The sequence below is a fragment of the Corticibacter populi genome, assembly GCF_004217315.1.
In the GTDB taxonomy this organism is placed as follows: Bacteria; Pseudomonadota; Gammaproteobacteria; order Burkholderiales; family Burkholderiaceae_C; genus Lampropedia; species Lampropedia populi.
Map to the genome: position 1 here is coordinate 943478 of NZ_SGWR01000001.1, position 21404 is coordinate 964881.

Here is a 21404-nt window from a genome sequence, read left to right on the forward strand (position 1 = left end):
ATCGCTCAGCCGTGGCACGCGCCGCCGCCACAGCCGCAGCTTCCGGCGGTGGTGGTCATGGCCACGGCATCGTGATCGGCGGCGTCGCGGCTCGCGCCGGCTGCAGCGAGCCGTGCTTCGTAGTCGGCCCACCACTGTGTCTGGTTGCGGCCCATCTCATAGAGATAGTCCCAGCTGTAAATGCCGCTCTTGTGGCCATCGCTGAAATGCGGCTGAACCGCGTAATGCCCGACCGGCTCGACGGCCAGTATCTCGACCTGCCGCTTGCCGGTCTGCAGCACGCGCTGGCTCGGGTCATGCCCTTGCACCTCGGCGGAGGGGGAGTAGACGCGCAGCAATTCGAACGGCAGTATGAAGGTCTCGCCGGTCGAGAAGCGCACTTCCAGCGTGCGCGAGGTGCCGTGCACCGTCAGGGCCAGCGGCGTGGGGGTTTGCGGGGTCAGTCCAGCCATGGGGAATCCTTGTGTGTCAGAGCCTGTTCGGTTGCGACCAGTCGATGCCCTGCAGGCGGCTGGTGATTTGCCGCTCCACCTCGGGCAGGCGCGCGTGCAGCCACTGCACGCGCTCGGGCGGCAGGTCCTGCGCCGGTGTGTGCGGCGGCGCCCAGACCGGCGCGGGGAAATGGCCATCCCAGTCGAAACGGGCGACCACATGCCAGTGCATATGCGGCACCACGTTGCCGAGCGTGGCCAGATTGACCTTGCGCGGCTGCAGCACTTCGCGCAACGCCTGTTCGACCGCACCGACGGCGCGCATGCACAGCAGTTGCCGGGCCTCGTCGAGGTCCGTCCACTCGGCCACGTGCGCGTTCCAGACCACGCGGTAGAAAGCCTCCAGGCCCGGCTCCTGGGCATGGATGACGCGCAGCCATGTGTTGCGCCAGATTTCCCGCCCGCCAGGAGCCAGGCACAGCGGGCAGTCGGAGCGCACGGATGCGGGCGATGCAGACGATTGCGTCGATGGGACCGATTCAGCGGGGGGCAAGGATGATGGGGTCGGCATATGAAAAAGGGCTCCGCGGCCGCGCAGTGGGCAACCGCCAGCATGCATGATAATGGCGCGTTTTGCCCGCAACGCTACGATGGCCCGACTTCATGCTGCAATTTGAGCTTCTCGCAACCGATTCCTCCAGCCACGCCCGCCGCGGCACCCTGACGCTCAATCACGGGCAGGTGCAGACGCCGATCTTCATGCCGGTGGGCACCTATGGCACCGTCAAGGGCGTGATGCCGCGCAGCCTCGAGGAAATGGGCGCGCAGATCATCCTGGGCAACACCTTCCACCTGTGGATGCGCCCGGGCCTGGACGTGATGGGCGGCTTCGGCGGACTGCACGGCTTCGAGCAGTGGCACAAGCCGATCCTCACCGACAGCGGCGGCTTCCAGGTCTGGAGCCTGGGCGACATGCGCAAGATCACCGAGGAAGGCGTGCATTTCGCCTCGCCCGTCAACGGCGACAAGCTCTTCATGTCGCCCGAAGTGAGCATGCAGATCCAGACCGTGCTCAACTCCGACATCGTGATGCAGCTCGACGAGTGCACGCCCTACGAGACCAAGGGCCACATCACCACCGAGGACGAGGCCAGGCGCTCGATGGAGATGAGCATCCGCTGGGCCCGCCGCAGCAAGGCCGAGTTCGAGCGCCTGGGCAATCCCAACGCGCTCTTCGGCATCGTGCAGGGCGGCATGTTCGAGCACCTGCGCGAGGAGTCGCTGCAGCAGTTGCTGGAGCTCGATTTCCCCGGCTACGCGGTCGGCGGCGTCAGCGTCGGCGAGCCCAAGGACGAAATGCGCCGCATCATGGCCCACACGCCGCACCGCCTGCCCCGGCACAAGCCGCGCTATCTGATGGGCGTGGGCACGCCCGAGGATCTGGTCGAGGGCGTGGCCTGCGGCGTCGACATGTTCGACTGCGTGATGCCCACGCGCAATGCCCGCAACGGCACCGTCTTCACGCGCTACGGCGACCTCAAGCTGCGCAACGCCCGCCACAAGAGCGACCACCAGCCGCTCGACGCCACCTGCACCTGCCATGCCTGCGCCGGCACCAGCGGCGTGGCCTGGGCCGATGGCGGGCGCGGCGGCTTCTCGCGCGCCTACCTGCATCACCTCGACCGCTGCGGCGAGATGCTCGGGCCGATGCTCACCACCATCCACAACCTGCACTACTACCTGAACCTGATGCGGGAGATCCGCGCCGCGCTCGACGCCGGGCGCTTCGGCGAATTCCGCCAGCGTTTCGCCAGCGATCGCGCCCGCGGCGTCTGAATACCGGCCCTGGACATCGGGCCCGGCCACACCACGGTGCGGCCAAGATGCCCGCACTCAACTCGCCAGCCAGCGGCGGTAGGCCTCGCGCGTGGCCGGAGTGACCGATTCCAGCACCTTCTGGTGGCCGACCTTGTGCCGGGCCTGCAGGCGCGCATCGGCCACCAGGCGCGACTTGCAGAACCAGTGGCAGCTGTGCTGGAGCAGAAACAGCTCGGCGCTGAGGTGGAAGGCGCGCTCCTTGGCATCCCAGCCGGCGGTGTTCTCCACCGCGCCGCGGATGCCTTCGGCATGCAGTGCCAGCAGCGGCCGGAAATCGCGCGTGGCCGCGGGGAGCACGCGCTCGATCCATGGCACGCAGATCAGCCAGCGGCTGATGCGGGTCTCGTCCGCATCCTCGCGGCCGATGGCCTCGGCCAGCCGCGCCACCTGCGCCGCCACGGCGCGCTCGGCGGCCGCAAAGGTCTCCCAGATCTGCTGCTGGCGCACCGGATCATCCTCATGCAGGGCGCGCAGATAGCCCTGTGTGAGCGTCTCCATGTGGCGCTCGACCTGCATGCCGCTCAGGTGCCGGCCCAGAAAGGCGATGCGGCCAGCCTGGTAGCGCGCGCGCAGTGCCTGCCACGCCAGCCAGAGCACCAGCAATATGAACATCAGTTCCATGATTCACCTCGCGGCCGGCGCCACGCTCCTGCGATGGGCTGCGACGCTGCCGGTGCGGCGTGGCCAGGCGCGTCCGGACTCACACATCCAATTCCACGTCGTCGCCATGCAGCTCCATCAGCTCGCGGCGCGCCGCCGCCTCGCCCTTGCCCATCAGTTGGGTGATGAAGCCCTCGGTCTGCGCAAAACTGAACAGGCCGAGCTGCACCTGCAGCAGATGGCGCGTGTCGGGGTTCAGGGTGGTCTCCCACAGCTGCTCGGCATTCATCTCGCCCAGGCCCTTGAAGCGGCCGATGCTCCAGGAGCCCTCGCGCACGCCATCCTTGCGCAGCTTCTCCAGCGTGCTGGTCAGCTCCTGCTCGCTGAGCACATACAGCTTGGCAGCCGGTTTCTTGCCGCGCGCGGGCACACTGACGCTGTAGAGCGGCGGCTGCGCCACATAGACGTGGCCAGTCTCGATGAGCCGGGGGAAATGGCGGAAGAACAGCGTCAGCAGCAGCACCTGGATGTGCGCGCCATCCACGTCGGCATCGCTGAGGATGCAGATCTTGCCGTAGCGCAGGCCGGAGAGATCCACCGTCTCACCGGGGCCGTGCGGGTCGACGCCGATGGCCACCGCGATGTCGTGGATCTCGTTGTTGGCAAACAGCCGGTCGCGGTCGACCTCCCAGGTATTGAGCACCTTGCCGCGCAGCGGCAGGATGGCCTGGGTTTCCTTGTTGCGGCCCATCTTGGCGCTGCCGCCGGCAGAATCGCCTTCGACCAGAAACACCTCGTTGTAGGCCGTGTCGCGGCTCTCGCAGTCGGTGAGCTTGCCGGGCAGCACTGCCACGCCCGAGCCCTTGCGCTTCTCGACCTTCTGGCCGGCGCGCTGGCGCGTCTGCGCGGCCTTGATGGCCAGCTCGGCAATGCGCTTGCCGTATTCGACGTGCTGGTTCAGCCACAGCTCCAGCGCCGGCCGCACGAAACTCGAGACCAGCCGCACGGCATCGCGCGAATTGAGCTTTTCCTTGATCTGGCCCTGGAACTGCGGATCGAGGATCTTGGCCGAGAGCACGTAGCTGGCACGCGAGAATACATCCTCGGGCATCAGCTTGACACCCTTGGGCAGCAACGCATGCATCTCGATGAAGCCCTTGACGGCCTGGAACAGACCGTCGCGCAAGCCGCTGTCGTGCGTGCCGCCGGCGGTGGTCGGAATCAGGTTGACGTAGCTCTCGCGCACCGGCTGGCCGTCCTCGGTGAAGGCCACGCACCAGGCCGCGCCCTCGCCGACGGCAAAACTGTCGTTGTGCCTGTCGGCAAAGCCCTCGCCCTCGAAGAGCGGGATCACCGGGTCGGCCGGCAACGCCTGCGAGAGGTAGTCGGTCAGGCCACCCTTGTACTGCCAGCTCTGGGTCTGCCGCGTCTTCTCGTTGGTGAGCGTCACCGCCACGCCGGGCATCAGCACCGCCTTGCTACGCAGCAGGTGGGTGAGCTCGGCCATGGGCAGCGCCATCGATTCAAAGTATTTGGCATCGGGCCAGACCCGCACCGTGGTGCCCTGGCGGCGCTCGCCACTTTCGGCCTTGCGCACCACCAGCGGTTCGATCACCTCGCCGCCGTTGCCGAACACCAGGCGCGCCACCTGCCCATCGCGGTAGATGGTCACGTCCAGACGCGTGGCCAGCGCATTCGTCACCGACACGCCCACGCCGTGCAGGCCACCGGAGAAACTGTAGGCGCCACCCGAATCCTTGTCGAACTTGCCACCGGCGTGCAGGCGCGTGAACACCAGCTCGACCACCGGCGCCTGCTCCTCGGGATGCAGGCCGAACGGAATGCCGCGCCCCTCGTCCTCGACGCTCACCGAACCGTCGGCATGCAGCGTGAAGCGGATCTTCTTGCCGAAACCGGCCAGCGCCTCGTCGGCGGCGTTGTCAAGCACTTCCTGAATGATGTGCAGCGGGTTGTCCGTGCGGGTGTACATGCCCGGCCGCTGCTTGACAGGCTCCAGCCCCTTGAGGACGCGGATGGAGCCTTCCGAATAGCCATTGCTGCCACTACCGGCAGGCTGTTTCGTGTGTGTTGCCATGGCGGGCAATTGTAGAGGGGTTCGGTCGCGCCGCGCCCAGCCGGCGCCACTCCCTCCGGGCCTCAGCGAACCCAGGGCGAGCTTGCGCCCTGACCGCTTTGACCGCCCGGTGCGCTGTCCTGGCGGCGCGCCTGCACCTGGCGGGCATACCGGGCAATCTCGTCGGCCAGCCGGTCGCGGCCTGCTTGGCGGGCGAAATCCTCGGCGGACAGTCCCAACTGGTTGCGCATCAGCGGATCGGCGCCGGCCTGCATCAGCAGGCGCGCCACCTCATTGCTGCCATAGTGCGTGGCCATCATCAGCGGCGTGGTGCGGTTGGGCGATTCGGCATCGATGAAGGCATGGCGCTCGAGCAGCAGCTCGGCAATCGCCCGCTGGTCATCGCTGTCCCCCGATGCGGCGTAGTGCAGCGGTGTCCAGCCGGGCTTGTTGACATGCGCGCCCTGGCGGATCAGCCGCCGCACGGCATCGAGATCGCCGCGGATGGCGGCGATCATCAGCGGACTCTCGTCCTGCCCGTTGCGGAATTCGACATCGGTGGCGGGCGAGGCCATCAGCGCGTCGAACACATCATCGCTGCCCAGTTGCAGCGCCAGCGTCATCGGGGTCTGGCCGGTCTCGGGATCACGCACGTTCACATCCACGCCTTGCTCGATGAGCCGCCGCGTCACGCGCGCATGATTGCGCTTGACCGAGGTGAACAACTCTTCCAGCCTGCCATCGGCAGCCCGTTGCGCCAGCGCGGCCTGCCACGGCGCCGTGCCCAGCAGGCCCAGCGCCAGCAGCGCGCCCAGCAGGTCGCGGCGCGGCAGCGACCCGCCAGCCTGGCGTCGCTCGTCCTGGCTCATGCGCGAACTCCCTTGAACAAGTTGTCGAAATTGCGGCTGGTGGCCGCGCCCACCTCGGCCACATCAATGCCACGCAGTTCGGCGATGTGCTCGGCCACGTGCGCCACGTAGGACGGATTGTTGGTCTTGCCGCGATAAGGCACGGGCGCCAGGTAGGGGCTGTCGGTCTCGATCAGCATGCGATCGAGCGGCACGAACTGCGCGACCTGCTTGAGCGCGCGGGCATTCTTGAAGGTGACGATACCCGAAAACGAGATGTAATAACCCATCTCCAGTACCTGGCGGGCCACGGCCTCGTCCTCGACGAAGCAGTGGAACACGCCGCCGGCGCGGTTGCCAGGGCCGTTCTCGCCCTCCTCGCGCAGAATCTCCAGCGTGGCCTCGGCCGAATCGCGCGTGTGGATCACCAGCGGCTTGCCCAGCTCGCGCGCCGCGCGGATGTGGATGCGAAAGCGCTCGCGTTGCCATTCCATGTCGGCGATGCTGCGGCCGCCCTTGCGGCCGGCCATGTCGTAGTAGTCCAGCCCGGTCTCGCCAATGCCCACGACCTTCTCGCGCCTGCCAAGCTCCAGCAGGATGGCGAGATCGGCCTCGCGCACGCCCTCGTTGTCGGGGTGCACGCCCACCGTGCACCAGAAGTTGTCGTACTGCAGCGCCAGGCCGTGGACGGTGTCGAACTCCTCGAGCGTGGTGCTGATGCACAGCGCGCGGTCGACCCGGGCAGCCTGCATAGCTGCGCGGATCGGCTCGACCTCGCCGAGCAGTTCGGGAAAGTTCAGGTGGCAATGTGAATCGGTGAACATGGCAAAAACGAATTCAGGCCGGTGCCGGATATGCCCGGAACCGGCCATGCAGGCATCGGGCCGCCCTCAGAACCTGTTGACGGCGGCGGCACTGGCAGCCGCCGCCTCGGGGCGCCACTTTATACCGTGTGGGTGGCACGCTCGGAATTGAGCGAGGAACCGAGGCGGTTCTCGATCTTGGTACGCAGTTCGGAGGACTTCTCGTCGGCCGGAAATCGCACGCCCACGCCCTGCGTGCGGCCGGCCGCACCGGCCGGGGTGATCCAGGCCACGGTGCCGGCAATCGCATACTTTTTCGGATCGTCGGGCAGGCTGAGCATGACGAAGACGCTGTCGCCCATGCGGTACTCGCGCTCGGTCGGCACGAAGATGCCGCCTTCCTTGAACAGCGGAATATAGGACGCGTACAGCGCGGCCTTTTCCTTGATGTTGAGCTGGATGACGCTGGGGCGCGCCGCGCGGGCAGAGTCTTCGACGGGGATGTTCATGGTAACTTGATGCAAAAATCAATACACAAGGTGAATCAATGCCGCAAGTTTAGGGCACTGCGTGCCTGGTCCACAAGCGCCGTGATCATCAGATCGGCGGAAAACGGGTGCTCACTGGTGCGCGCCGCCTGCAGCAGCGCGGCCGACCATTGGCCCAGCCGGTCCAGCGCACGGCGGCGCTCCGGCGCCAACGCATCGGACGCGGCGGCCGGCAACAACGGCTGCAGCGCCTCGGCAGGAAAGAACCGGGGCGCTGCACCCACCGCCTGCGCCATCAGGTCATGACAGAGTTTGAGCAGCACGCCAATGGCCTGGCTCGGGCTGGCATCGGCCAGCATGCCGGCCTGGCCATGCGAGAGCTGGCGCGGCAATGCCTCCCACTGGCTGGGCTGCCAGCCCGCCCGGGCCAGTGCCAGCGCATCGGCCGGGCGGCCGCCGGCGACCCGGATGGCCTGGCGCGCCTGCGCCGCATCCAGGCCTTGGGCCGCCAGCCAGTCGGCCGCCTCATCGGGCTGCGGCCAGGCCATGCTCCAGCTGTGGCAGCGGCTGCGGATGGTCGGCAGCAAACGGTGCGAGGCATCGGTGGCAAGGACGAAGCGGGTGTCGCCCGGCGGCTCCTCCAGCGTCTTGAGCAGCGCATTAGCGGTGAAGGCGTTCATGTTCTCGGCCGGATAGACCAGTACCACCTTGCCGCGCCCGCGCGCATTGGTGCGCTGGGAGAAGGCGATCATCTGGCGCATCGCCTCGATGCGGATTTCCCGGCTGGGCTTGCGCTTGCTGTCGCCCGTCTCGGCCTCGGCGCCGCTCCAGCCCCATTCGAGCTGCAGCGCCTCGGGCAGCAGCACGCACAGGTCCGGGTGGGTGTGCACGTCCACTGCGTGGCAACTCTCACACTGGTTGCAGGCCGGCGCCGCTGGCGCATCGCTGGCGCGGCCTTCACACAGCATGGCCTTGGCCACTTGTAGCGCCAGCTCGAACTGACCCAGCCCCGAGGCCCCCTGCAGCAGCAGGGCATGGCCTTGCTGCTGCAGCAGCGCATCGAGCTGGCGCCGCAGCCAGGGCATGGCGTGAACGGAATGAGAGGAGGATGTCGTCATGGTCAAGGCGCTATTGTTCCACAGCGCCATGGCACTGCGCCGCGGCGGGAGCGCCGCACGGGCGGGCTTCGACCAGCGCGCCGCCAGTCAATGCCCTGGCAGTCCATGCGGCGCCAAATACCCCCGCGCACGCAGGGCCTCCAGCACCTGGGCGCCGACCTGGGCGCGCTCTGCACCGGCGTCGATGCGCACGAAGCGCTGTGGTGCCTGCTGGGCGCGACGGGCATAGCCGGCGGCCACACGTTCGAAGAAGCTGCGTGCCTCGGCTTCGAAGCGGTCGGGCGTGCGCGCCTGCTGCAGGCGCTCGGCGGCCACGGCGGGCGGCACATCGAACCACAGCGTGCAATCGGGCTGCAGGCAGCCGCCTGGCGGCACCACGGCATGCCAGGGCGGCACGGCCGTTTGCCCTTCCCCGGCCTCCCGCGTATCCGCGCCCTGCACCCAGGCCTCGAGCTGCTCGAGCATCGGCCAGGCCACGCCGCGCCCCGCACCTTGATAGGCGAAGGTGGCATCGGTGAAGCGGTCGCACAACACCGTGGTGCCGGCGGCCAGCGCCGGCACGATGACCTGCTGCAGGTGGTGCCGCCGCGCCGCAAAGGCCAGCAGGGTTTCGGCCACGGCATCCATGCTTTCGTGCAGCAGCAGCGCGCGGATCTGCTCGGCCAGCGGCGTGCCGCCGGGTTCGCGCGTGAGCAGCACCTCGGCACCGGCGCCGCGCAGCGCCCCGGCCATGGCCTCGATGTGCGAGGACTTGCCCGCGCCATCGATACCCTCGACGGTGATGAACCAGCCACGCCGGGTCTGTGCCAGCTTCCGGTCTTGCGATGGGGATGGGTGCATGGATGAAACCGGTGCGCAGCCGCATCAGCGGCCGCGAATGTATTGGTTGACGGCCCGGTTGTGTTCCTGCAACGTGTCGCTGAACTGGCTGGTGCCGTCGCCCCGCGCAACGAAGTACAGCGCAGTGGTCTTCTCCGGCTGCACCGCCGCCAGCAGCGAGGCCTTGCCCGGCATGGCGATCGGCGTGGGCGGCAGGCCCGCGCGGGTGTATGTGTTCCAGGGTGAATCGGTGTCGAGATGGCGGCGCCGCAGGCGGCCATCGAAATCCTCGCCTAGGCCGTAGATGACGGTCGGGTCGGTCTGCAACAGCATGCCTCTTCTGATGCGGTTGATGAAGACGCCGGCAATGCGGCCACGGTCGGTGTGCAGGCCGGTTTCCTTCTCGACGATGCTCGCCAGGATCAAGGCCTCGTCGGGCGACTTGAGCGGCAGGTTGCGGTCGCGCTGGCTCCAGGCCGCCTCGAGCATGCGGTCCATCGCTTCCATGGCCTGGCGCAGGATCGCCAGGTCGCTGCTGCCCCGCGCAAACATGTAGGTGTCGGGGAAGAAGCGGCCTTCCGGATGCACGCCCTCGCGGCCGAGCCGCGCCATGATCTGCGCGTCGTTCAACTCGGCGGTCTCGTGCGTGATGGGCATCTGGGCCAGCAGCGCACGCAGCTGGCGGAAGTTCCAGCCTTCGACGATGGTCATCGGCAGCAGGCTTTGCTCGCCCTTGACCAGCCGCTCAATCACCCGGCGCGGCGTCACGCCGCTCTCGAACTCATAATAACCGGCCTTGACCTGTACTCCCTCGCCCGACACGCGCAGCCAGGCATGCAGCAGTTCGGGCGGCACCCGCAGCACGCCGCTGTCGTGCAACTGCTGCGCCACGCCGCGCACCGGGGTGCCGCGCGCAATGTCGACCTCCGCCGGCTTGGCGGCGATCTGCAGCGGCTGGCCCCACCACCACACGGCATAGCCGGCGGCAGCGCCTGCCAATAACAGCAAGAAAAAAACGAAATACAGGAGCTTGCGCAGCAAGATGGGGCTTCCTCTGATAAAACCTTGGACACCATGCCCATCCAGGCCGTGTCTTCCAAAAACTGGCCGACGATAGCACACAATGCCCCGCCGCAAGCCTGCCCCGGCGGGGCCCGATACCCTTCCCTTCATTGCCATGACCCCAACCCCTTCCGCACTCGCCAATGCCATCGCGCCCATCCACGAGCTGGGCGTGCTGCTCTGCAGCGGCCCGGATGCCCGCAGCTTCCTGCACGGGCAGCTCACCAACGACTTCCTGCTGCTGGACCACACCCAGGCGCGGCTCGCTGCCTTCCTCAGCGCCAAGGGCCGCATGCAGGCCAGCTTCATCGGCATCCGCCACGGCGAGGCCGACGTGCTGCTGCTCGTGCACCGCAGCGTGCTGGCGGCGGTGCAAAAGCGGCTATCGATGTTCGTGCTGCGGGCCAAGGCCAAGCTCAGCGATGCCAGTGCGGACTGGCAGCTGCAGGCGCTGTTCGGTGATGCCGTCCGCGCCCAGGTTGGCGCAGCACTGGCACCCTGGCAATTGCAGGCGGCGGCCGATGGCAGCCTCGCCATCGGGCTTTACCCGGCCGCGGGCCTGCCGCGCGCGCTGCGGCTGCGCCCGGCCGCAACTGACGCAGCCAAGAGTGGCACCGACGGCGCCACCAGCGTGCCCGAAGCCGCCTGGCAGTGGAGCGAAGTCGCCAGCGGCGTGGCCACCATCAGCGCTCCGGTGGTGGACCTGCTGGTGCCGCAGATGCTCAACTACGAATCGATCGGCGGCATCAACTTCAAGAAGGGCTGCTACCCCGGCCAGGAAGTGGTGGCCCGCAGCCAGTTCCGCGGTGCCATCAAGCGCCGCGCACTGCTGGCCCGGGGCGCCGCGGCTGCGCTGCCGCAGCCGGGCGACGAAGTCTTCGGTGCCGGCGATGACGAACAGCCCTGCGGCCTGGTCGTACAGGTCGCGGCGCACTGGCCGGCCGACACCGACGCCAACGGCCTCACGCGCTTTGACGCCATCGTCTCGCTGCAGACCGCCCATGCCGGCGAGGCCCTGCACATTCGCCCGGCCGCTGCCGGCATGCCGCCAGATGGGGCTGCGCCTGCAGCATCTGCCGCGCATGGCGCACATGCCGCAACGCCGGTGGCAATCGACGTCCACGCCGCGCCCTATCCTTTGCTGGACGACATCTGAGACGCTTTTTCACGACCTTCTGACGGGCCGCGTTGTCCACCCCGAAGAGGCGTCCGATCGGACCTCCGAGGGCGGCTTGGCCGACCGCACTTTGACCTCCTGCCGAGACACATGAAAAGATCGTAAGCAGATTCTGACGGGTTGTGGCCGCGTGGCGGGGCGTCGATACAATCGCCACGGCTTCCCCCACCCGATCCGGCCATCGGCCATTGCCAGGAGACTTCGCCGTGACCTCTGCCGTGCGCGCACCCCGCCGTCCATCCATCCCGCTGACCGCATGGGGTCTTGCTACCGCCGTGGCGTTGGCGGCGGGCTGCTCTTCCAGCGACGACAACGCCCCCCTCGCCTATGCGCCGGCCGAAAGCATCTACATCGCGGCCAATCTGGCGCCACTCAGCGATGGCGGCGTGCAACTGGTGGAAACCCTGTTCCAGCCTTTGGTGCCGATGCTGCTCAGCTTCAATGAACTGATCGCCGCCGATGCGGACAGGATCGACAGCGAGAAGGACCTGCGTATCAAGGCTTTCCTACGCTACCTGCAGAAAACCAGCGATGCCGAGGGTCTGGCCGGCTTCGGCATCGACCTGAAGGCCCTCTACGCACTGTACGAAATCGAGCTGCGCCCGGTGCTGCGTGTGAGCCTGCAGAATCCCGACAAGCTGCGCAAACTGATGGCGGAGCTGGAAAAGGCCGCCGGTCGGTCTTTCCCGGTGCAGCAACACGGCACCATCAGCTACTGGAGCGTGCCACTCAAGGAGAACCTGAGTGACAGCGATGCCGCCGCCTTGCTCGAAGGGACCGACAACCTGCGCGAGGCGCTGCCGGGTGAGCTGCTGACGCCAGAGGACCGCCAGGCCCTGGCGGACAGCGACCCGCATCTGCTGATCGCCATCGCCAGCGAGCATCTGGTCGTCGCGCTCGACACCCGTGACGGCAAGGTGCCGCTCGACACGCTGCTGGGCGTGCAAAAACCCAAGCACTCGATGCTCAAGGCCGGCACGCTGGAGACCATCAACAAACAATACGGCCTCGCGCCCTACGGCACTTTCTGGCTCGACAGCCAGCGCCTGCTGCCGCTGCTCGGTTTGGGTCCGGACGCCGAACTGGCCCGCACACGCAGCCTGCTCAAGGAACCGCTCGATACGGCCTGTGCCCAGGAGATCACCGCACTGGCCGGTAAAGTGCCAGGGATGCTCAGCGGCTACAGCAACATCAATGCCACCCGGGCCCAGCTGCGCACCACCCTGCTGCTGGAGCCGCTGTTGCGCGAAGACTTCAGGCCCGTGCTGGCCCCCTTGGCCGGCACCCAGCCACCTGGGGCCGGCATCGAGCTGGGCGGCTCGCTGCGTCTGGACCGGCTCGCCGGTTTCATCCAGAAGCAGGTCAGTGCCATCCAGGCCAAGCCTTTCCAATGCGATCAGCTGCAGTTCATCAATGCGACCGCCGCCTCGCCGCGCCTCGCCAAAACCCTGGCGCCGCTCTACATGGGCGGCAGCGTCGGCACCGGCATCTACGTCCGCATGACCGGCCTCGACACCTCCGGCAGCACACCACTGCCGGAAGGCATGGTGCTGTGGTCGGCGGACAATCCGCAGGCCCTGTTGAGCTATCTGACGCTGGCCGAGCCAAGCCTGGCGACGCTGCGTCTGCAGCCGGGCGAGCTTCCCAAGGCGCTGGCGGCCGAGCAGTTCGAAAGCATTTTCGACTCCCCGCAACCCATGCCGATGTGGGTGGCCATGGGCCCCCACTGGCTCGGACTTGCCGCAGGCGAGAGTGCCCGCAATGGCCTTGCCCAACTCCAGCAGGACACCGGCACCATGCGCGAGCCGCTGCTGTTCACCCGCTACAGCGGCACACTGCTGGCCGACACCCTGCATACCTTCAGTGCAACCTTGCTGGAGGAACTTCGTGAGGAGCGCGCAAACGCCCACGACCACGACGACCACGCGCGCGCGGATGGCGATGTGGAGGAAGATGGCGCCGAGGATCTGGAAGAGCCGACCGGGCAAGAACGGCTGGCCGAGCAGCGCGCCAATCAATGGCTGCAATCCTTTTTCGACGCCAGTGAAGCATTCCTGCGCAACATCGACTCGCTCAGCAGCGAACTCACGCTGGGCGAATACGGACTGGAGCAGTACGACAGCCTGACGCTGCGCCCTCAGCCGAAAAAACCGTAGAGCCCCCGTTCACGATCTTTTCGTGCGCGGACTCTCAGCTCAGCGTCCGCAGGTCGCGCAGCTTCTGCGCAACCTGCTGCGTATCCGAGGCATCGCGGGCATGGTCCAGATAGGTCTCGAAATCCGCCATCGCCTGTTGCGTGTGCTCGAGTTCCAGATGGGCCCAGCCACGGTCGCGCAGCTCCGCCCAATCCTGCGGCAACAGCACCACGAGGCGCTGCTGCACCGCCAGCAGGCGCTGCGCATCGTGCTGGGTGCGGTAGATTTCCTTGAGGTTGCGCAGCATGCGGGCAATGATCTCGCGCGGCCTGGCGCTTTGCAGGAACATCGCCAGTGGCACCACGTCGTCGCTGACGAGGCTCAGGCGCGGAATCTGCGATTGCAGCTGTTCGGTCAGCTCCTCGCTGGAGAAGGACTTGCCCGTCAGCGGGTCCAGCACCACCTGCCCTTGCGCCAGCAGCACCTTGAGCATGAAATGCCCGGGAAAAGACACCCCGTGCGCATCCAGGCCGATACCGCGCGCCAGCTCCAGCCACAGCAGACCCACCGAGATGGGGATGCCACGGCGGCTTTGCAGCACCGCGTGCAGAAAGCTGTTCTCCGGGTCGTAGTAATCGTTGCGATTGACCGAGAAGCCCAATTCGCCATAGAAGAAGCGGTTGAGCAGGCGGATGCGCTCGAGCACCGAAGCCGACCGGTCGCAGCGCCTGCGCAGCCGCGACTGCAGGCTCTCGACAGCCAGCAGCGGCTCTTGCAGGTCCAGTTCCGGGTATTCGTCCTGCGCCAGACTGATGGCCGTCTCCAGCAAGGGCAGTTCATCATCGGACTGCACCAGACTGGCGAAATACTCCAGCGGCGTGGGAGCGTGCAGGTTCAGCAGCATGCGTTCATCGTTGTTCAGGATCGCGATGCAATCCAGTGTAGCAGCGCGCCAATGCCAATGCCCCGGGGTCAGAACCTGCCCAAGGCGTTCGAAGTTCGATCGTCTGCTTGACCAACAACCCGCGCAGCGGCAACTCCCCCGCACCGCAGCCAGGAATCCCTGTTTGTTGCCGAAGTGGTTCCTGTGCGGTCAGAGCGGAAACAGCTTCTGCGCGATGAAGTCGACGAACGCCCTGATCCTGGGCGAGAGGTGACGGCTCGATGGCCACAGCACATGGAAAATCATGCATTCCTGGTTGTAGTCATCCAGCACCGTGACCAGGCTGCCTTGCTGCAGTTGGCGCCGTACCGCGATTTCCGGAATGCAGGCGATGCCCAGCCCCTGTTCGGCAAAGCAAACCTGCGGGTCAAGGGTGTTGGTCACCATGCTGGCGGGCAAGCCGATGGCAGGCATGTCGGCGGAGCGCCCGAGCGGCCAGATGTCCAGCCTGCCAGTGCTGGGAAAACGATAGAGCAGGCATGCATGGCGAGCCAGATCCTCCGGCGTGTGCGGGGTTCCCGCGCGCCGGAAATAGGCCGGCGCGCCGACGATCACCTTGCGGCACGAACCGATGCGGCGCGCCATCAGCCGGGAGTCGCTGGGCGCACCGGAACGGATGACCGCATCGAAGCCCTCCTCGATGACATCCACCAGGCGATCCGAATAGTCGATATCCAGCTCGATGGCCGGGTATAACCGCTTGAATTCGGCCAATCCGGGCATGAACTGCGTGCCGATCGACGGCAGACTGATGCGCAGCTTGCCGTGTGGTTCGGCCTGCGTTTGCTGCAGTTCCGCTTCGGCCGACTCCACCTCGCACAGGATGCGGCGACAACGCTCCAGAAACAGTGTGCCTTCGGGCGTCAACTTGATGGTGCGGGTGGAGCGATGGAAGAGCCGCACGCCAAGACGTTCTTCCAGGCGTGCAATGGCTTTACTGACGGCAGAAGCCGAAATGCCGAGTTGCTGCCCGGCCGCAGTGAAACTGCGCGCCTCGCCCACGCGAACGAAGAGGTTCAGCGCTCCCAGATTGTCCATGCCCACCCTCGATTGATGACAAATCAGTCATATGTATTTGGAACTGTAGCCTGTTTTTCATTTGTCCATGCCTTCGCATACTGCGAGACACACCCAGACGCGCCAACCGGTCGCGCGGTGACAGATGATGAAAAGGTTGAGAATGACGACGACGAATGCCGCGCCCCAAAACGCGGAACGACTGCCACTGGCCGCCTTGCTGGCCTTGGCGATGACGGGCTTCCTGGCGCTGCTGACGGAGACGCTGCCAGCCGGCATGCTGTCGCAGATCAGCCAGGGCGTGGGCGTATCGGAAGCGCTCGCGGGCCAGTTCGTCACCCTCTATGCGTTGGGAGCGCTGGTCGCTGCCATCCCGCTGACAGCGGCGACGCTGGGCTGGCGCCGCCGGCCGCTGCTGATCGCTGCATTGCTGGCGTTGCTGGTCTTCAACACGCTCACGGCCCTGACGTCCAGCTATGGCGTGGCCCTGGGCGCACGCTTTCTGGCAGGCATGGCGACGGGCCTGATCTGGGGCATGCTGGCGGGTTACGCGCGGCGCATGGCGCCCGGGCACCTCAAGGGGCGCGCGCTGGCGATAGCGGGGCTTGGCGCACCGTTGGCGCTGTCGCTGGGTGTGCCGTTGGGCTCCCTGCTGGGCGCCACCCTGGGCTGGCGCAGCGCGTTCGCAGCCGTGTCGCTGCTGACGCTGGGGGTCATGGCCTGGATTTTCCTGAAAGTGCCGGACTATCCGGGTCAGACTGCCCGCCAGCGCGCTCCGGTGCGCCGGGTTTTCATGACGCCCGGCGTGCGCCCGGTGCTGGCGGTTCTCGTACTGTGGGTGCTGGCGCACAATATTCTCTACACCTATGTCATGCCCTTTCTGGCACCTGCCGGCCTGTCCCACAGGGTCGATCTGGTGCTGCTGGTCTTCGGCGTGGCGTCGCTGCTCGGCATCTGGCTCACGGGCCTGCTGATCGACCGCATGCTGCACCGGCTCGTGCTGCTCAGTCTGACCGGCTTCGCCGCGGCTGCCCTGCTGCTGGGCCTTGCGGGAGCCCAGCCCGCGGCCATTTATCTGGCAGTTGCGGTGTGGGGATTGACCTTCGGCGGTTCACCAACCCTGTTGCAAACCGCATCGGCCGAAGCGGCGGGTTCCGGCGCGGACGTCGCGCAATCCATCCTGGTCACGGCATGGAACAGCGCCATCGCGGCGGGTGGCATCGTTGGCGGCATGCTGCTGGAGACGGCGGGTGTCGGCGCATTCCCCTGGGTATTGCTGGCGCTGCTGCTCACCGGCCTGGCCATCGCCTGGGCATCGCGTACGCATGGATTTCCGACCAAACCGCGCAGCGCATTGAATGGACGGCATCACGCCGCCAACGATAGCGCCCGCCAGCGAGCGAATGGCAAGGGATGAGCGTGACCCATGAAAGGATCATGAACAGGTTTTCAGCGCCCCAGCAAGGCCCGGATGTTCAGGCGCGCCGCCAGCAAAACGCCAAAGTAGCCCAGTGCCGCCACCACCAGCATGCCACCCAGCAGCAGCACACGCTGCATCGGCGTGTGCTGCAGCGCCAGCCAGTCCTGCGACTGGCGCGCCCACAACAACCACAGTGCCAGCACGATCAGGCCGGCGAGCACCTGAAAACCGAAACGCAACCAGCCCGGCTGCGGCCGGTAGGCGCGCCGGCGCATCAGGCCCACCAGCAGCCACAGCGCGTTGACCAGCGCACCCAGGCCAATCGAGAGCGCCAGCCCGGCATGGCCGAGCCAGGGCACCAGCACGATGTTGAGCAACTGCGTCAGCACCAGCACCACCACCGCCACCCGGACCGGTGTACGCATGTCCTGACTGGCGTAGTAGCCCGGCGCCAGCACCTTGATGGCCACCAAGCCCAGCAGGCCGGCGCCATAGCCCGTCAGCGCAACCGCGATCTGCCGCACGTCATGCGACTGCAGCGCCCCATAGTGAAACAGCGTGGCCACCAGGGGCATGGCAAAGAACATCAGGCCAATGGCGCAAGGCAGTGCAAACACCACCACCATGCGCAGGCCCCAGTCCAGCATGGCCGAGTACTGGTCGGCCTCTCCCGAGGCCTTGGCGGCCGAGAGCTGCGGCGTCAGCACCACGCCCAGCGCCACCCCCAGCAAGGCGGTGGGAAACTCCATCAACCGGTCGGCATAGAACAGCCAGGTCACGCTGCCGGCTTGCAGGTGCGAGGCAATCTGCGTGTTGATCATCAGCGAGATCTGCGCCACACCCACCCCCAGCAGCGCCGGCCCCATCAGACTCAGGATGCGGCGCACCCCACTGTCACGCCACGCCTCGCGCAGCACGGCCGGACGCCAGCCGATGCGCGGCAACAGACCGGTGTGGCGCAGCGCCGGCACCTGGATGCCCAATTGCAACACGCCGCCGAGCATCACGCCAGCGGCCATCGCGTAGATCGGCTCGATGCCGTGGCGGCCGAACCAGGGCGCCAGCAGCACCGCCGCGCCGATCATCGCCACATTGAGCAGCACCGGCGTGAATGCCGGCACCATGTAGCGCCGCCAGGTATTGAGAATGCCCGCCGACAACGCCACCAGCGACATGCAGCCGATGTAGGGGAACATCCAGCGCGTCATCAGCGTCGCCGCCTCGAAAGCCGCGGGCTGCCGCTCCAGCCCGCTCGCCAGCAGCCACACCAGCAGCGGCGCGGCCAGCACGCCCAGCGCACTGAAGACCAGCAGCACCCAGAACAGCACGGTGGCAACGCGGTCGATCAGCCGTTGCGTCGCTTCATCCCCCTGCTGCGCTCGGGTGGCGGCCAGCACCGGCACGAAGGCTTGGCTGAACGCGCCTTCGGCAAACAGGCGGCGAAACAGGTTGGGAATGCGAAAGGCCACATTGAACGCATCGGTGAGCGCGCTGGCGCCGAAGAAGGTGGCCATCAGCAGATCGCGCACCAGCCCCGTCACGCGCGAGAACAGCGTCAGGATGGAAACCGTGGAAGCAGCTTTGAAGAGGGACACGGGATGGATGCGAAGCAAAAGGCCTGCGGCCTGTCCAGGAAACGGCCGCTTGAGAACCGCCGGGAAAGCGCGGATGGCAGCCAGGCATTGTATGCAGCTGCATGCCGCCTGTAAGGCTTGTATGGCTTATATGGCTTGTATGGTCGGCAACTGCGCAACCGCACTCGCATGCAGGCAGATGGCTGCGGCCGCCGCCACATTGAGCGACTCCTGCCCGCCCGGCTGGGCAATGCGCACCGGCGTGTGCGGCAGGGCCTGCAGCGCCGCGCCAACGCCCTGCCCCTCGTGGCCCAGGATCCAGGCGCAGGGCCATGGCAGGCGGCTCTGGTGCAGGTACTCACCGTCGTGCGAGCTGGTCAGCAGAAACGGCACCGCAAGGCTCCCCACCTCTTCGGCTCCGACCTGCTCGACCAGATGCAGGCTGAAATGCGCCCCCATGCCGGCGCGCACCACCTTGGGCGACCACAGTCCCGCCGTGCCCTGCATGGCCGCCACCTGCCGAAAACCGAAGGCCGCCGCACTGCGCAGAATGGCGCCGACGTTGCCGGCATCCTGCAGACGGTCCAGCACCACCGTGGGTACGCCCTGGAGCAAGCCGGGGTTGCCCGGCCATTGCAGCACATAGGCGAGTCCGGCCGGACTCTCAAGCGCACTGATATCGGCAAACAGGCGCTCCGGCACCACCACCACCGGCGCCCCCGGTACCTGCCAGTGCGCGCCCTGCCCCGACTGCCACACGGCATCGCTGACCACCAGCGTCGCCACCGCCCAGCCGGCTTGCCGCGCCATGCCGCACAGGTGTTCGCCTTCCAGCCACATCTGGCCCTGCTTGCGGTAGGCGTGGCTGTCCTGGGCCAGACGCCGCCAGGACTTGAGACTGGTATTGTCGCGCGATGAAATATGGAGGATCTGGGAGAATGCGGACATGACGCTTTCAGCGAAAAACGACGGTCTACCAGCCATCCATGGCGAGCAGCCCGCAAAGCCGGCATTGTGGCATGCCCATCCGCCTCCGCTCCGGCCGGTCACGCCGACATCCGAGGCCCCGCCTCCCCTCTCGCCATACCCGCACCGTATGCAGATGCATCGGTTTCGGCCGTTCAGCGCTACACTTTGATGCCTGTCTTTCCGCACTTGCCGCATCTGCCGCATCTTTCAGCCATGACCTACTGCGTCGCCATCAAGATCCACGCCGGACTGGTTTTCCTCTCCGACTCGCGCACCAATGCCGGGCTGGACAACATCAGCTCGTTCCGCAAGATGGTCATCTACGAGAACACTGGCGAGCGCTTCATGACGCTGCTCTCGGCGGGCAACCTCAGCATCACGCAGACCATCCGCGAGTTGCTGCAGACCCAGCAAATCGAGGATTCCAACACCGGCAAGCCCATCACCATCTGGACGGCCCCGAGCATGTTCGAGGCGGCCCGCATCCTGGGCGCGGCAGTGCGCCACCTGCATGAGCGCGAAGGCAATGAACTGCGCCAGGCCGGCATCGACTTCAACGTCTCCTTCCTGTTCGGCGGTCAGATCAAGGGCGAGGCACCGCGCCTCTTCCAAGTCTATGCCGCGGGCAATTTCATCGAGGCGACCACCGAGACGCCCTTCTTCCAGATCGGCGAATTCAAGTACGGCAAACCCGTGCTCGACCGGGTGCTGGAGGAAAACCTGCCGCTGGGCGAAGCCGCCAAATGCGCACTGGTCTCGATGGACAGCACGCTCAAGTCCAACCTCTCGGTCGGCATGCCGCTGGACCTCGTGGTCTACACCCGCGACAGCCTCACCGCCGGGCGCGTGGTCTGCATCGACGAAGACAACACCTACTTCCGCCGCCTGCGCAAGAGCTGGGGCGAAAAGCTGCGCCAGATCTTCGACGAAATCGAGGATCCCGACTGGAGCGATACCGCCCCCACCACCGAGAAGATCGGCGCCTGGGATCAGGCCCCCAACGTCCAGCCACTGCGCAAGATCGGCACGCCGCAGGAAAAGCTGGTCTGACCCCACCGCCGCGCCGCATTCGCCATGCCGCTGATCCTCTTCTCGCATGCCAACGGCTTTCCGGCCGGCACCTACCGCCGGCTGTTCGAGGCATTGCGAGAGCGCGGCTTCACCGTCGAAGCCATCGATCGTTTCGGTCATGATGCGCGCTACCCCGTCACCAGCAACTGGCCGCATCTGAGCCGCCAATTGTGTGACTTCGCCGAGGCGCAGGCCGCCCGGCATGGCCAGCCGGCGTTCTTCGTCGGCCATTCCCTGGGCGGCTATCTCAGCCTGATGGCCGCCAGCCAGGCGCCAACCCTCTGCCGCGGCGTGGTGTTGCTGGACTCGCCCGTGCTGGCCGGCTGGCGCGCCGCCGGCATCCATGCCGCCAAGCATACGGCGCTGGTGCGCCGCATCTCCCCCGGCCAATTCAGCCACAAGCGCCGCAACTGGTGGCCCAGCCGCGAGGACGCACTGGCGCATTTCCAGCGCAAGCCGAATTTCGCGCGCTGGCATCCGGAGGTGCTGCAGGACTACATCCGGCACGGCCTGGCCGACGCCGATACGGGCAGCATCCTCTATTTCGACCGGGAGGTGGAAACCGCCATCTACAACACGCTCGCCCACAATCTGGGGCCGCTGCTGCGGCGCCAGCCGCTGCAATGCCCCTGCGTCTTCATTGGCGGACACCAGTCGCGCGAGCTGCGGCAGATCGGCATCGGCCACACCCGGCGCATCACCCACGGCCGCATCATGATGCTGGATGGCAGCCACCTATTCCCGATGGAGCACCCGGACGCCACCATCTCCGCCATTGAAGCGGCCATCCTGGACATGGACGCGTCGACAACACGCGCAACTCAAAAAATTTAGCAAGCATCTCGAAAAATTCGGAAAAACATTGCTATACTGCTGGGCTTTGGCGCATTAGCTCAGCTGGTTAGAGCGACGGAATCATAATCCGCAGGTCCCCTGTTCGAATCAGGGATGCGCCACCAGAAATATCAAAATGTTGC

The 21404-nt window shown here is 66.6% G+C and carries 20 protein-coding genes and 1 tRNA gene; 7 read left to right on the top strand and 14 right to left on the bottom strand.

The annotated features are described in order from the left end of the window. Positions 1-5: 5 nt before the first annotated feature. The gene (locus EV687_RS04250) at positions 6-452 is read right to left on the bottom strand and encodes a gamma-butyrobetaine hydroxylase family protein (RefSeq protein WP_122226589.1); all 447 of its coding nucleotides are present in this window, start codon (positions 450-452) and stop codon (positions 6-8) included. Positions 453-468: 16 nt separating this feature from the next. After that, positions 469-930, bottom strand: a complete 462-nt coding sequence (locus EV687_RS04255) for an HIT family protein (RefSeq protein ID WP_242612460.1) — start codon at positions 928-930, stop codon at positions 469-471. Positions 931-1094: 164 nt separating this feature from the next. On the opposite strand from EV687_RS04255, the gene tgt reads away from it, so the two are divergent. After that, a complete protein-coding gene (tgt, locus tag EV687_RS04260) occupies positions 1095-2267 on the top strand; it encodes a tRNA guanosine(34) transglycosylase Tgt (protein WP_122226591.1) in 1173 nt (390 codons plus the stop codon). Between the two features lie 57 nt (positions 2268-2324). On the opposite strand, the gene EV687_RS04265 is transcribed toward tgt, so the two are convergent. The 8 genes from EV687_RS04265 to mltG form a co-directional block, all read right to left on the bottom strand. Next, on the bottom strand, positions 2325-2930 hold the full coding sequence (locus tag EV687_RS04265; protein ID WP_122226592.1) for a hypothetical protein: 606 nt from the start codon (positions 2928-2930) through the stop codon (positions 2325-2327). A gap of 79 nt (positions 2931-3009) precedes the next feature. Beyond that, positions 3010-5004 carry a DNA topoisomerase IV subunit B gene (locus EV687_RS04270; RefSeq protein ID WP_122226593.1) on the bottom strand — a complete coding sequence of 665 codons (1995 nt, stop codon included), beginning with the start codon at positions 5002-5004 and terminating at the stop codon, positions 3010-3012. Between the two features lie 62 nt (positions 5005-5066). After that, positions 5067-5852, bottom strand: coding sequence for an ankyrin repeat domain-containing protein (locus tag EV687_RS04275; RefSeq protein ID WP_122226594.1), 786 nt, complete (start codon positions 5850-5852; stop codon positions 5067-5069). Beyond that, entirely contained in the window at positions 5849-6655 is an 807-nt protein-coding gene (locus tag EV687_RS04280; protein WP_122226595.1) for a TatD family hydrolase, read from the bottom strand. The genes EV687_RS04275 and EV687_RS04280 overlap by 4 nt, the downstream gene beginning before the upstream one ends. 119 nt (positions 6656-6774) lie before the next feature. Further along, positions 6775-7143: a PilZ domain-containing protein gene (locus EV687_RS04285; RefSeq protein WP_122226596.1), complete on the bottom strand. Its 369-nt coding sequence runs from the start codon at positions 7141-7143 to the stop codon at positions 6775-6777. A gap of 35 nt (positions 7144-7178) precedes the next feature. Then, the gene (locus tag EV687_RS04290; RefSeq protein WP_122227196.1) at positions 7179-8240 is read right to left on the bottom strand and encodes a DNA polymerase III subunit delta'; all 1062 of its coding nucleotides are present in this window, start codon (positions 8238-8240) and stop codon (positions 7179-7181) included. A gap of 87 nt (positions 8241-8327) precedes the next feature. Then, entirely contained in the window at positions 8328-9080 is a 753-nt protein-coding gene (gene tmk, locus EV687_RS04295) for a dTMP kinase (protein WP_122226597.1), read from the bottom strand. A 24-nt stretch (positions 9081-9104) separates the two neighbouring features. After that, on the bottom strand, positions 9105-10097 hold the full coding sequence (gene mltG, locus EV687_RS04300) for an endolytic transglycosylase MltG (RefSeq protein WP_242612513.1): 993 nt from the start codon (positions 10095-10097) through the stop codon (positions 9105-9107). A gap of 139 nt (positions 10098-10236) precedes the next feature. Here mltG and ygfZ point away from each other — a divergent pair, with 139 nt between their 5' ends. Continuing rightward, positions 10237-11277, top strand: coding sequence for a CAF17-like 4Fe-4S cluster assembly/insertion protein YgfZ (gene ygfZ / locus EV687_RS04305; protein WP_122226599.1), 1041 nt, complete (start codon positions 10237-10239; stop codon positions 11275-11277). Between the two features lie 227 nt (positions 11278-11504). Further along, the gene (locus EV687_RS04310) at positions 11505-13454 is read left to right on the top strand and encodes a hypothetical protein (protein WP_130466437.1); all 1950 of its coding nucleotides are present in this window, start codon (positions 11505-11507) and stop codon (positions 13452-13454) included. A gap of 34 nt (positions 13455-13488) precedes the next feature. Here EV687_RS04310 and EV687_RS04315 read toward each other — a convergent pair whose 3' ends face one another. Both EV687_RS04315 and EV687_RS04320 read right to left on the bottom strand, forming a co-directional pair. Then, a complete protein-coding gene (locus EV687_RS04315) occupies positions 13489-14337 on the bottom strand; it encodes a SirB1 family protein (RefSeq protein ID WP_122226601.1) in 849 nt (282 codons plus the stop codon). 189 nt (positions 14338-14526) lie between these two features. Next, positions 14527-15414 carry a LysR family transcriptional regulator gene (locus EV687_RS04320; protein ID WP_122226602.1) on the bottom strand — a complete coding sequence of 296 codons (888 nt, stop codon included), beginning with the start codon at positions 15412-15414 and terminating at the stop codon, positions 14527-14529. A gap of 142 nt (positions 15415-15556) precedes the next feature. Between EV687_RS04320 and EV687_RS04325 the strand changes: the two genes are divergently transcribed. Then, positions 15557-16810 carry an MFS transporter gene (locus EV687_RS04325; protein ID WP_242612462.1) on the top strand — a complete coding sequence of 418 codons (1254 nt, stop codon included), beginning with the start codon at positions 15557-15559 and terminating at the stop codon, positions 16808-16810. A gap of 32 nt (positions 16811-16842) precedes the next feature. On the opposite strand, the gene murJ is transcribed toward EV687_RS04325, so the two are convergent. Both murJ and EV687_RS04335 read right to left on the bottom strand, forming a co-directional pair. Next, the gene (murJ, locus tag EV687_RS04330) at positions 16843-18408 is read right to left on the bottom strand and encodes a murein biosynthesis integral membrane protein MurJ (protein ID WP_122226604.1); all 1566 of its coding nucleotides are present in this window, start codon (positions 18406-18408) and stop codon (positions 16843-16845) included. 126 nt (positions 18409-18534) lie between these two features. Beyond that, entirely contained in the window at positions 18535-19335 is an 801-nt protein-coding gene (locus tag EV687_RS04335; protein ID WP_122226605.1) for a TrmH family RNA methyltransferase, read from the bottom strand. A 234-nt stretch (positions 19336-19569) separates the two neighbouring features. Here EV687_RS04335 and EV687_RS04340 point away from each other — a divergent pair, with 234 nt between their 5' ends. The 3 genes from EV687_RS04340 (at position 19570) to EV687_RS04350 (ending at position 21386) form a co-directional block, all read left to right on the top strand. Next, on the top strand, positions 19570-20406 hold the full coding sequence (locus EV687_RS04340; RefSeq protein ID WP_122226606.1) for a proteasome-type protease: 837 nt from the start codon (positions 19570-19572) through the stop codon (positions 20404-20406). A 24-nt stretch (positions 20407-20430) separates the two neighbouring features. Further along, positions 20431-21261, top strand: a complete 831-nt coding sequence (locus tag EV687_RS04345; RefSeq protein WP_122226607.1) for an alpha/beta fold hydrolase — start codon at positions 20431-20433, stop codon at positions 21259-21261. A gap of 48 nt (positions 21262-21309) precedes the next feature. Beyond that, positions 21310-21386 (top strand) — tRNA-Met (locus EV687_RS04350). Positions 21387-21404: the final 18 nt, after the last annotated feature.